Raw genomic sequence first — 11,251 nt, forward strand, 5'->3', positions numbered from 1 at the left:
GATAAACACAGGAAAATCCGAGCAAGAAGCACACTCCCCACTCGGATCTCCGCCTACATTTTACAACATGCCATAAGATTTTAACGTCTTTAATCGTTCTACCGTAACGAAACCGCGCCATTCGGCTTCAGCTCCGGGACCTACCGGCACCCAGCTGATGCCCCAGCCCCCATCATCCCGCTGCTGATCGATCAAAGCATGCAGATGCCGATCCAGCTCGCCTTCCGAAATCACCTTGCCTGCATAGCTGCTGCGCTTCGGAGCCCAATCCAGTACCTTTTGCACATAACCAACGGCTTCCGGATCTCGCTCGATGATGCCGGGCTGCTGCAGCCATTCCTCTATCCATGCTAGATAGGGAGCAGCTTTCTCTTGCTCGGGCGTATGCTGCAGAAACGTAATCCACTGGATACCATCGTGAAAACCAATCGGCTTCTCCTGCTCTAGCGCGCGCCAGATATAGGCTGTGTTTCGCTGAAACCATTCTTCCTTCCAAATGTCCGTCCGTGCTTGCTGTTTGTATAATGTCCCGATTAATAGACCGGTCGGATTAATCGAAGCGACATCATCCCGCTCGGCATTCCACCAAGGCGCATGCGGGTATGCCGCCGCACTGCGGAATACGAACGGCACGCCGCCCTCCGGCAATGTAATGCTTCGCATATAGCGGATAGTGCCGTCAAGGATGTCCGGATCATAGCTGTCCATCTCCTCCATGATCGCAAGCGCTACCTCAGTCGGCACAGGCTGACTGTCCGGACAGCGAATGTCCGCTTCCAGCGCATGTCCAAAACCGCCGTCCTCATTCTGATAGGCGCGAAGCGCGCCGAAGACCCCTTCTTTTGTCCCGTCCTCGAAGAGATATTCAAATCTTCTCCGATCAATCAACCTGCCGTTTCGGTATAGAAATGACTTAGCCCGTTCGAGAATTTCATTGCTTTCCATCCTGAACAACCTCCTCTGAAATAGGAAATCCTATTCAACCGCTATCTCTGACTGTATCTTGTATCTGTCGTAAACTTGTCTCGCCATCCGGAACAGCTCTTCCCGCAAATGCAGCGGTTCCTTTACTTCCGCATCCATGCCAAGCCAATAGAAAAACTTGATCGCCCACTGCCACTCCGAAGCCGGGCACATGAAATCCAGCTCCCAGCTAACATCCGTGACCTGTTTCACGTTGTCGCCAATATGAAAGTCCTGCTCCGCCAATAACGCTCCCCGGTACGTTAATTGAGCGATAATGCGGGTAGAACCCTCATCGCTGCCGGCCGGACTCTCTGCTTCCCGAGCCAAACGTTCCGCTTCTTCGCCAGGCACCTCCATGAGTTCCATCGCTTCGAAGCGATCGACGCGAAAGGTCCGCTGCTCGCCGTGGGTTATCGAATACGCTTCGCAGTACCAATACCCGTGCGCGGAATACATTTTACGAGGCCGCAGTTCCAGCCAGCGTGTCTGTTTCTCCGAACGATAAAGCACGCGGAGCCATCTCGAATCAGCAGTATGGGCCAATAAATCGGTCAGAAACGGGGATTTGACGCTGCGCTGCGGCACTTCGACCTCGACATAATCAAGCGTGGACTCGATCTGCGCCAAAGTCTGCTCCGGCATAATGGCCTTCAGTTTATCCATCACCGTCCATCTTGCCTGCTGAAACGGCGTATCGGCCATCCTCGTCAAGCTGCGAAGCGCGAAGAGGACAGATAGCGCCTCGCCGGAATCCAGCTGCAGCGGCGGCAGCCGGAAGCTTTCCATCAACCGAAAGCCTCCTGATGGACCCGATACCGCATACAAAGGAACCCCCATCTCGGAGAGCGACTGCATATCCCGCAGAATCGTCCGCTTCGTCACTTCGAATTTGTCCGCCAATCGTTTGGCTGTTGCCGGCTCCTGCTGCAGCGCAATTAGGATCGCCATCAATCGGTCCATCCGCCTCACTGACATCCCTCATTTCAACCTCATTATATCACCCTATTGGTGACAATAAGTCTGTCACCATGCGGGCAGCTTCCAACAAAAAAAAGATAACCTCGCCGCAATATTGCAAACATATGTTCGGTACTGTATGATAACCGTAAGGGCCATACTGATATGGCCACCCCAATCACAAAGGAGCGATTTTAAGATGATCACAATGTTGGTCCCTTATCTAGTCATGAACGGCAATGCAACGGAAGCTATCAAATTTTATCAAGAAGCTTTACATGCGGAAGTAGTCATCATGCAAACCTTTGGCGAGATGCCGCAGAACCCGGAGATGCCGCTTCCGGAAGAAGCTAAGAGCCTAATCGGCCATGCAACCATTAAAGTCGGCCAGACCGACCTTATGTTCTCCGATGCATTCCCAGGTACGCCTCATCAACTCGGCAACCAAGTTACAATCTGCCTGTGCACGGACGATGTAAATACTTCCAAGCAAGTATTTGCCGCACTCGAGCAAGGCGGTCAAGTCAGCGTGCCTTTAATTGAAACGCATTTTAGCCCGGGCTATGCGGTGATCACGGACAAATTCGGCGTTACTTGGCAGCTTTACACAAACATGCACCAATAGATTGCACGTTTTAAGTATAAAGAGACACGGCTTCGCACATGATGCGGGCCGTGTCTTTTTTGCTTACAAAGCAGGGGAAGTTATGTCTCATTTTGTCGTTTTTATTTCGTTTATATGCAATTTGCTTCTGATATAATGGAGTCAACTAGTCCAAATGTCGTAAAACAAAAGAAAAATGTCAAATCTATTCCTTCAGACATGGTAAAATGAAGCTATATGGCCTTATAATACTAACTTAGGAGGGAAAAGCGGTACTATGAATTATTTATACTTCATCTTGGGTTCATCAGTAGAATACTTCTCTGTTTTCGTTTTAATGTTTACCTTATTCCGCTTTCCCGTGACAGAACGGCTAAATATTACTTTGATTGTCTCCCTTATGATGAGTCAGGTTTCTTACTTCACTCGGCTTATCCCTGAAATCGGAGATATATCTTCCTATATACAACTCGGGATGCTAGTTATCGTCTTATGGGTCTTGTTCCGGGTTCCAATCTATTATTCTCTCATTATGAACGCCGCGGCCTTCATTGTCGGATTCGCCATTCAGGGGTTGACGCTTCTCGTACTCTCCCTAACCGGTACGCCGCTGGAAGTTGTGGCAGGTACCCCGATTCTGTCCGCATCGGTGCAAGTGTTGTCTGCTGCGATCGTGTTCGCCATCAGCAGAACCATTTTTATCAAACATTGGGGTTATGATTATGTACCAGCTTCGCATCGCGCGAACGTCACCATAACGGGAACCAATGCGATACTGCTCGTTGTTGTCGTATCCAGCCTCGTCATTGCTGCGGGCGCCGGACTCATCCTGCGGGGAAATTATAAAGACTATGCCATAGTAGCAAGTGTCATTTTTCTACTAACGATCCCCCTATTTCTGCATTACTCCATTAGAAAAGACAAAGAAGACGCTAAATAGGAATCGTTATTACTCTGATAAGGAGGTGATAGCGATGCAAAAAAGAGCTTACCAAATGTTGGCGGCAGCCATTATCGGCGTTTCATCCTTGTTTGTACTGACAGGATCTTATTTCCTGCTCCACAATCCGCGCATTCCAAACGAATTAAGAAAAAAGGGCGTGTAATATGAAGATTCCAGTCGTAAAAAGATACAATAAAAAAGAGTTTGATATCGTTTTTATTGATCTTGAGGACGTTCTTCTTATGCGCAGCTACCGCGGAGAGGTATACTATCAGACAAGAGAAGGTCTTTACAGTCAAGTTTCTACGTTTGAAGAACATGAGCGCTTCTTGGTAGGAGAAGGCTTTAAGAAAGTCGATCGTTGTTACGTCGTACAAATGGATCAAGTCGAGTTTTTTGATGAAATCCAACAACGACTATACTTCGTGAAGAAACCAGTAAATAGCGATTCACCAAGCGCACCAGTTTCCGGCGCACATCTGAAGGAAGTAGATCGGCTCTGCAACGCTGCAGAATCTCCTGCGATCCGTAATGATCTGACCGGCGGGTTATCGACAACATAGATGGAAAGAACCAAAAAGCCTTCTTCCCTTAACGGGAAGAAGGCTTTTTGGTTAGGCTGCCTGAATGACGGCGCCTCTGGCACGGCGAATACGCAGCGCCATAAGCGAGGCCAGCAAGCAGAGGAAGCCGGACATGACGAATGGCACCGTGTAGCTGCCAAGCCAAACGCGCAGCAGTCCCGCTTCGTATGCTGCAAGCGCCGCGCCTGCTTGATGCGCCACCACGACCCAGCCGAAGATCATGCCGGCCTTCTCTTTGCCGAAGGTATCGGAGGCCAGCTTCGCGGTTGGCGGAACAGTCGCAATCCAGTCGAGACCATAGAAAACAGCGAAAACGGTCAGCTGCGTATAGCCCATGCCAAGCGCATAAGGCAGGAAGATCAGCGACAGTCCGCGCAGTCCGTAATACCAGAACAGCAGCCACCGGCTATCGAACCGATCGGACAGCCAGCCCGACAACGTCGTACCGACAAGATCGAACAGCCCCATCAGCGACAGCAATCCTGCCGCGGTTACAAGCGGGATGCCGTAATCGCCGCAAGCCGGTATCAAATGCGTTCCGATGAGCCCGTTTGTGGAGAAACCGCAGAAGAAGAATGTGCCGGCGAGCAGCCAGAACGTCCCGCTGCGCGCAGCGCTCAGCAAGGTCTGAATCGGAGTGAAAAACAAATTGCCGGTAAACGGTACAGGCTTCACCACTTCGGTTGTTCCTAGCGCAGATACGCCGACATCGTAAGGATGGTTTCGCATCCAGATTCCGACGATCGGCGTCAGGACAGCCAACACCCCTACAACCGTATATACAGCGGTCCGCCACCCGATATCCTCTGTCAGCTTAGCCAGCAGCGGCAGGAACAGAAGCTGACCCGTGGCAGCACTTGCGGTGAGCATGCCGATTACTAGCCCTTTGTGCGTGACAAACCACCGGCCGGCAATCGTAACACCGAGCACATTGGCCAAGGATCCGGTTCCAATCCCGACCATGATGCCCCATAGCACGGTCATTTGCCAGATCGACGTCATGATCGGCGTAAGCGATAAACTAACGATGAGCAGCAGCATGGAGATCACCATGATTTTACGTACGCCATACCTCGCCATGAAAGCTGCAGCAAATGGCCCCATTAATCCATACAGCAGAATACGAATCGAAACGGCGCCGGATACCGCGCTGCGATCCCAGCCAAATTCTTTCTCCAGCGGCAGCATGAGAACGCTTGGCACGGAATTAATCGCCGCTGAAACGAGCAGCGTCAGAAACACAATGCCGACAACTACCCAGCCATAGTACAACCTCGATGATTTCATTCCCCGTATCCCCTTACTTCAGCTTATAGGCAACAAGCGCCATCTCGAGACAACGCCGTTTATCGGCTTCCAGGAAGTCTTCTCCCAGCAGCAGGCCGAGCTTTTCTAACCGATTATAAAGCGTCTGGCGGTGGATGTGAAGCTTCGCCGCCGTCTCTTGCTTCGAGCCCATGCAAGCCAAATAAACATCCAGCGTCTCAATAAGCTGCAGATGATGCTCTCTATCGTATGCGATTAGTTCTCCCAGATGGTCATCCACATACGAAGCGAGGAACGACAGCTTGGGAACGGCCTTCAGCAGCTGGTATACACCAAGTCGGTCATAGAAGATGCATCCCTCTTGCGTCGCTACATTACGTGCAACTTCAATAACCTGCTGCGCTTCTTCGAAGCTTCTCGAGGATTCCACGATTTGCGTACGCAGCTTGCCGAAACCGGCATGAAGCTTTAATGATTTTCGCGGTTCATGCGCAGATGCTCGCAATTCCTCCGCAAGCCGCATGAGCGTCGCTTGGAAGTTGTCATGCGACTCCTTGTGCAGGGCGTCTTTGGCGCAGAGCATATAGATGCGATTGTTCTGGATCATGACCAGATTGTAGAGCCCATGCTTCTTCAGGAGCTGCCGAACCAGGATGAGCATATCCTGCTTATCGGCCTCAATCGTAATCGGTTCAATGTCGGCCGTATGCTGAATTTCGATAATGCCGCTGGCAAACAAATACTCGCCTTTATTCAACTGACGAAGGCCCATTCGGGATTGCGCCTGGTCCTCGTTCTCGATACGGTTGTTCATAATATCCAGGATGAATTCGTTATGGTCGCGAGACATCTTCTCTTCCAGAAACTCGGTGCGCAGTGTAATCGCGGCAACAGCCTTCGTGGTGTAATCAAGCAGCAGCGTCAACGACTCTGTAATCTCGGCGCGATTGTGCAAGAGTACCCCTACATAGGAGAAGGTCTGGCCGAAACAAATAACGGGCTCGACGACAAGCAATTGCTGCGCATTCATCGGCAGAATCGAGACGTCTTTGGCAGAGAGCGCCTTGGTATCCATCTGCCGCTGCAGGAAGCTCGAAATCGGTCCCGATACTTTACTGGTTAAAGCCGGGTAGAAAATGCTGTGGTCAAGCGATGAGAAATACAGTACCTGTCTGGCCGATTGTTCATGGAAAGCTTTCAAGATTTGCGCAATCCCCGTACTCTCCAGTGTTAGACGCTGCAGCTTTCGCGAGTAGACCTCGAGCTCCTTCAGAAACTGATGCTGCCTGTTAATAATCAGGGCATGAATATCCTGCGTAATCTCGACAAACCGTACCGGCTGCTCAAACACAATAAGCGGAAAATGATGCAGGTCCGCGAGCTCCACAATTTCTTTCGGAATGTTATCGACGGTGGTGCCCATCTCGATACATAGCCCTGCCGCCTGTTGATCGATCAACTGCTTCATATAGGCAAAACGTTCCTGTTCATTCTGCTTCAGCCACAGGCCCGTCGTCAGAATCAAATCATTCGGGCTCACGTACGGCGCCACATTCGTAATTTCAAGCACATGCACCCAGCCGACCGGATGATGGATGCCTTCCCGTCCTGCAACCAATCTCGCCGCGCGAAAGATCGGCCGTTCGAGCAGCTGTTTAATCCCAAACGTCATTGTGTCCATTTTATCACCTTTACTTTAGACATTTTGTCTATACGTAGTAGGCTCAATATACATAAATGTCTATCCATCTGTCAATTCACTTTATATTCTGTATGATGTTTATGCGCCAGATCCATTCTATAATGCAAATAAGAACAGGAAACAACTTACGACTTTCAGAGGTTCGCATTCATGGACGGGGAGAGATCACTAATGATCATTGGCGTGCCGAAGGAAATTAAAAATAATGAATGCCGTGTAGGCGTAACACCATCCGGTGTGAAGGAATTCGTTCAAGACGGACATACCGTTTATGTGGAAACAAATGCCGGTTATGAGAGCGGTTTTACGGATGCTGAGTACCAGCAATCGGGAGCGATTATCCTAGCCGATGCCGCAGCTGTTTGGCAACAAGCAGATATGGTTATAAAAGTGAAAGAGCCGCTGCCAAGCGAGTACTCCTTCTTCAGAGAAGGTCTTATTCTCTTCACTTACCTGCATCTCTCCGCAGAGCCAAGCTTAGCTGAGGCACTTGTCCAGTCGAAGGTAACTGCAATCGCTTATGAAACGGTCAAAGAAGGCGGAGCTCTTCCGCTCTTGACGCCAATGAGCGAAGTAGCCGGCCGGATGGCCGCACAAATCGGCAGTCAGCTGCTCGAGCGCTCTAAAGGTGGACGCGGCATTCTGCTCTCCGGTATTCCCGGGGTAGCCAGAGGCAAAGTTACCGTAATCGGAGGCGGCGTTGTAGGTACGAATGCAGCGAAAATCGCCATCGGCTTAGGCGCGGAAGTGACGATTCTCGATTTGAATGCGAACCGTCTGCGACAGCTCGATGATCTGTTTGGCAACCAAGTACAAACGCTCGTATCGAGCCGCTATAACATTGCACAGAGCGTTGCCGAAGCAGATTTGCTTATCTGCGCTGTACTGATTCCGGGCGCGAAAGCACCTGTCCTCGTCTCCGAGGAAATGGTGAAAACGATGAAGCAAGGCGCTGTAATCGTCGATGTGGCCATTGACCAAGGCGGCAGCGTGGAGACGATCGATCATATTACAACGCATGACAATCCAACGTATGTGAAGCATGGCGTCATTCATTATGCCGTAGCGAACATGCCGGGCGCCGTTCCGCAGACGTCCACCATTGGGTTGACCAATGCAACAATTCCGTATGCGCTGCAAATTGCTCGTAAAGGTGCTTATCAAGCGATTCAAGATAGCCCAGCGCTGCAAAGCGGCACGAATATTATTAATGGCAAAGTAACGTACAAAGCAGTAGCCGATGATCTTGGTTATGCATATACTCCTCTGGCACAAGTGCTGGAGCTGCATACCATTCACATATAAATCCATTTGAAAACCTGAACCTGGTTCAGACCCCTTCATATTTTTTAAACCCCACGCGAAGCCCCCTTGAGATAATCTCAAGGGGGCTTCGTGGTTCATCTACGATATTTTGCTGCGCGGCGTTGAGCCAACCGACGTTGCCGTCCGCTTGCTAGGCTAGTTCAGCGATGCCGCCACCTCTTGCGTAACCTCGTCGCCTCCGGAAAGCTTCCATGTAGAGACAAACTTATCAAAGTCCTCGATCGGTGCCGCACCGGTTATGATGCGCAGGAACGTCTCATTCTCCAGATTATCAAGGCTGGTCCCTTTCTTCACCATCGTCGCCGTTGTGCCATAGAAGATCGGATTGATCTTCTTTATTTCCTTGGTACCCGTAACGGCGCCGCCTGTGTAGTAAGCGAGAGAATCCGCGAACGCTGCAATGTCCATCTTCGGATCCTTCTTATTCTTCAAGATTGAATTCACGCGCTTAATTAGCCGTGCCGGCAGATCCTGCAGGTCGTTATCCTTCAGCACCTTGTCGTAGATCGGAATATCGCGGGCTAACGAATCTTGGAAATCCAGCTGCACGTTCAGCGGATAGTTGAGCCAGCTGACGATCTCATCCTTGTACAGCTCATGCGACTTCGGATCGATTAGACGAATACCTTCGTATTCGACACTTAACAACTTCAGTGCCGCCTCCGGGTGCATTGCATTCTTGTTCACTACAAGGAATGTTCCTGACGGCGCGGAAGGCACAACATTACGGTTGCCATCCTCGTCAAGCGGCGCGGCAAGCGGCACCCACTCTGCTTTCGGATCGGTTTTCACGCTGTCCGCCAGCATCCAGCCGGCAAACCATGGCGCAAACAGAATGCCCGCTCGACCGCCGGATACCAGCGCGGCATTGTCCTGCCATTTGCGCGTCAGAAACTCTTTATCGATGAGTCCTGCTTTGTACATATCCCTCAGCTTCATGAGCGCTTCCTTCGTCTCCGGTGTCGTAGATCCATATACGATATTGCCGCCGTCATCCTTAAACCAGCTCTGCGGATACGAATGATACTGGTTAAATATCGGATCGAAGGTGAAAAACTCAGCATCGCCGACAATCTGTTTGTCCCCGAGCAGTCCTACTGTATCCGGCTTGCCGTTACGGTCGGGATCTTGCTCCTTGAAGGCTTGCGCAATCGTTTGAATGTCTTCCATGGAAGAAGGGAGCCCCAGCTTCAATTTATCCAACCAATCCTTGCGAACCCACAGCAGCTGGTAGGTTCCGTCTATGTTCGTATTTGGCAGCCCGTACAGTTTGTTGTCGATACGGCCTGTATTCAGCACGCGATCGCCCGAGAACGACTTATAGTAGTCTTTAATAAGCGGTGAACTGTATTTCTCGTAAATCGTGGTCAGATCGGCCAGCATGCCTGCTCCCGCCATCTCTTTGAATTGCTGTTCATTGACGATCATGATATCCGGCATGCTATTATTGGCGATCGCCAAGCTAACCTTCTGATTGTAGTCATCTACGTCTTCAATGGAGAACTCATAATTCACTTTCACATTGAGGCGGTCTTCGACGTATTTGAGAAACTCGTTGTTCTCCAATGTATCCCCATTAGGCAAGTTATTGCCGGCAATTCCTTGCCTTCCGAGTGTCACCGTAACCTGCTTCTCATACTTCGTAAAGGGTCCATCATCATTGATTTCCGCATATGTAATTGCGTTTTTCTCTGCATTCGAGTCGCCCTCATGATAAGTAGCACTAAACGGATTGCCCTCATCAGCACCATTCCGATCGCAAGCCGCCAAGCTTAACACGATTGATGCGCACAGAAATAAACTCACCGCTGTAGGTTTCATCTGCTTCCCCCAAGTTTATGTTTGCTGTTTAACCCATTATAGTCTCGAAAGGTCTTCTATTCTATGTAAAATCCATTTTAATTCACACTATCCCGATAATCATCCTAGTAGATTCCAATTTTAGGAAGGTGTTTGCGTTCTCTGCACGTGTAAGCGCTGTTATTGTTTCGTTAGAACATGCTACATTGATGGCCCTCGAACAGGTATTGCCGTTTTGCGATTAAGCTTCCTGTACCTTGCCGGTGTCATGGCGAATCTGGACGAAAACATTTTGTAGAAATAACTTAAACTGCTGTAGCCGCAATCCAGCCCGATGTCGAGTATGGACGCTTCCCCCTGCTTCAACCATACAGCCGCGTGCTGCAGCCTTTGTTCATTCATCCACTCCGTCGGGGTGATGCCGAGATACTTCCTCATTTCCCTGCAAACATGCTCTTGCGAATAGGGGGCCAGCCTGTAGAGTGCGCCTGTTCCCTCGATTAGGTGCGCTCTAGTGCCGACCTGGTTGAGCAGATCATTTAACCACTTCGGCGCACTGGGATGAACATCTGCCGGCGGCGGCGTAAAATGCTGTACCAGCAGTTCAATTAGCAGGCCTCGTGCCACAGAGCGAATGGCGGATTTATTCTCTGCACTCATGGCGTTGATTCTTTCGTATTGCCCAATCAACCATGCAGCTTGCTCCGGCGAGAGTACGCATTGCGGAGGCAGCACCGGCTCGGTCAACCGCGTTCGTTCAAAGCCTTCACCCAGATAGGCCCAAGCTTCCTCTACCATCGAGCAGCGAAAATTGATATTCAACAGCTCTACTTCTTCACTGCCATATCGCTCATAACTATGTATATCGGTTGGACGGATAAAAGTAAGCATACCTTCTGTCAATAGTTGTTTCACATCGTTAACAAGATGGTAGACGCTTCCCTCTGTAATCAGGAAACATTCATAGAAGTCTTCGTGATCATGCACGGTCGTCCAGTATTGAAGCTTACGGTGATAATAGAACTCCGTTTCAAGTTCCGCATCGATCAGTCCATTCGCGGTCAACCGCAGCATGGCCATACCTCCCCTGTCATGTCATGTCC

Annotated in this window: 11 protein-coding genes; 5 read left to right on the forward strand and 6 right to left on the reverse strand. The window is 50.2% G+C overall.

Annotated elements, in window-relative coordinates:
* Positions 1-60: 60 nt before the first annotated feature.
* Positions 61-945 carry a hypothetical protein gene (locus AC6ESO_RS19870; protein ID WP_497092879.1) on the reverse strand — a complete coding sequence of 295 codons (885 nt, stop codon included), beginning with the start codon at positions 943-945 and terminating at the stop codon, positions 61-63.
* Positions 946-975: 30 nt separating this feature from the next.
* Entirely contained in the window at positions 976-1,926 is a 951-nt protein-coding gene (locus AC6ESO_RS19875; protein WP_497092880.1) for a helix-turn-helix transcriptional regulator, read from the reverse strand.
* A gap of 196 nt (positions 1,927-2,122) precedes the next feature.
* Between AC6ESO_RS19875 and AC6ESO_RS19880 the strand changes: the two genes are divergently transcribed.
* The 4 genes from AC6ESO_RS19880 to AC6ESO_RS19895 all read left to right on the forward strand — a co-directional run bounded on the left by AC6ESO_RS19880 (position 2,123) and on the right by AC6ESO_RS19895 (position 4,033).
* Entirely contained in the window at positions 2,123-2,548 is a 426-nt protein-coding gene (locus tag AC6ESO_RS19880; protein ID WP_494821557.1) for a VOC family protein, read from the forward strand.
* Between the two features lie 256 nt (positions 2,549-2,804).
* Positions 2,805-3,467, forward strand: coding sequence for a hypothetical protein (locus tag AC6ESO_RS19885; RefSeq protein WP_494821558.1), 663 nt, complete (start codon positions 2,805-2,807; stop codon positions 3,465-3,467).
* Between the two features lie 34 nt (positions 3,468-3,501).
* Positions 3,502-3,633 carry a hypothetical protein gene (locus AC6ESO_RS19890; RefSeq protein WP_256256516.1) on the forward strand — a complete coding sequence of 44 codons (132 nt, stop codon included), beginning with the start codon at positions 3,502-3,504 and terminating at the stop codon, positions 3,631-3,633.
* A gap of 1 nt (position 3,634) precedes the next feature.
* Complete coding sequence (locus tag AC6ESO_RS19895; RefSeq protein ID WP_494821559.1) at positions 3,635-4,033, forward strand: LytTR family transcriptional regulator DNA-binding domain-containing protein; 399 nt, start codon at positions 3,635-3,637, stop codon at positions 4,031-4,033.
* A 51-nt stretch (positions 4,034-4,084) separates the two neighbouring features.
* Here the strand turns inward: AC6ESO_RS19895 and AC6ESO_RS19900 are convergent, their stop codons facing one another.
* A complete protein-coding gene (locus tag AC6ESO_RS19900) occupies positions 4,085-5,341 on the reverse strand; it encodes an MFS transporter (protein ID WP_497092881.1) in 1,257 nt (418 codons plus the stop codon).
* Between the two features lie 13 nt (positions 5,342-5,354).
* On the reverse strand, positions 5,355-7,001 hold the full coding sequence (locus tag AC6ESO_RS19905; RefSeq protein ID WP_497092882.1) for a PucR family transcriptional regulator: 1,647 nt from the start codon (positions 6,999-7,001) through the stop codon (positions 5,355-5,357).
* A 192-nt stretch (positions 7,002-7,193) separates the two neighbouring features.
* On the opposite strand from AC6ESO_RS19905, the gene ald reads away from it, so the two are divergent.
* Complete coding sequence (ald, locus tag AC6ESO_RS19910; RefSeq protein WP_497092883.1) at positions 7,194-8,327, forward strand: alanine dehydrogenase; 1,134 nt, start codon at positions 7,194-7,196, stop codon at positions 8,325-8,327.
* A 156-nt stretch (positions 8,328-8,483) separates the two neighbouring features.
* Here the strand turns inward: ald and AC6ESO_RS19915 are convergent, their stop codons facing one another.
* Together AC6ESO_RS19915 and AC6ESO_RS19920 are read right to left on the reverse strand one after the other, a co-directional pair.
* A complete protein-coding gene (locus AC6ESO_RS19915) occupies positions 8,484-10,169 on the reverse strand; it encodes an extracellular solute-binding protein (RefSeq protein WP_497092884.1) in 1,686 nt (561 codons plus the stop codon).
* 180 nt (positions 10,170-10,349) lie between these two features.
* On the reverse strand, positions 10,350-11,222 hold the full coding sequence (locus AC6ESO_RS19920; protein ID WP_497092885.1) for a helix-turn-helix domain-containing protein: 873 nt from the start codon (positions 11,220-11,222) through the stop codon (positions 10,350-10,352).
* Between the last annotated feature and the right edge of the window lie 29 nt (positions 11,223-11,251).

The sequence above is a fragment of the Paenibacillus rhizoryzae genome, from assembly GCF_059686995.1.

What these genes read in the sequence shown, in the direction of transcription:
- AC6ESO_RS19875 (WP_497092880.1), bottom strand. Translation starts at nt 1,926, where the DNA reads ATGGACCGATTGATGGCGATCCTAATTGCGCTGCAGCAGGAGCCGGCA.
- AC6ESO_RS19890 (WP_256256516.1), top strand. Translation starts at nt 3,502, where the DNA reads ATGCAAAAAAGAGCTTACCAAATGTTGGCGGCAGCCATTATCGGCGTT.
- AC6ESO_RS19920 (WP_497092885.1), bottom strand. Translation starts at nt 11,222, where the DNA reads ATGCTGCGGTTGACCGCGAATGGACTGATCGATGCGGAACTTGAAACG.
- AC6ESO_RS19870 (WP_497092879.1), bottom strand. Translation starts at nt 945, where the DNA reads ATGGAAAGCAATGAAATTCTCGAACGGGCTAAGTCATTTCTATACCGA.
- AC6ESO_RS19905 (WP_497092882.1), bottom strand. Translation starts at nt 7,001, where the DNA reads ATGGACACAATGACGTTTGGGATTAAACAGCTGCTCGAACGGCCGATC.
- AC6ESO_RS19885 (WP_494821558.1), top strand. Translation starts at nt 2,805, where the DNA reads ATGAATTATTTATACTTCATCTTGGGTTCATCAGTAGAATACTTCTCT.
- AC6ESO_RS19915 (WP_497092884.1), bottom strand. Translation starts at nt 10,169, where the DNA reads ATGAAACCTACAGCGGTGAGTTTATTTCTGTGCGCATCAATCGTGTTA.
- AC6ESO_RS19895 (WP_494821559.1), top strand. Translation starts at nt 3,635, where the DNA reads ATGAAGATTCCAGTCGTAAAAAGATACAATAAAAAAGAGTTTGATATC.
- AC6ESO_RS19880 (WP_494821557.1), top strand. Translation starts at nt 2,123, where the DNA reads ATGATCACAATGTTGGTCCCTTATCTAGTCATGAACGGCAATGCAACG.
- ald (WP_497092883.1), top strand. Translation starts at nt 7,194, where the DNA reads ATGATCATTGGCGTGCCGAAGGAAATTAAAAATAATGAATGCCGTGTA.
- AC6ESO_RS19900 (WP_497092881.1), bottom strand. Translation starts at nt 5,341, where the DNA reads ATGAAATCATCGAGGTTGTACTATGGCTGGGTAGTTGTCGGCATTGTG.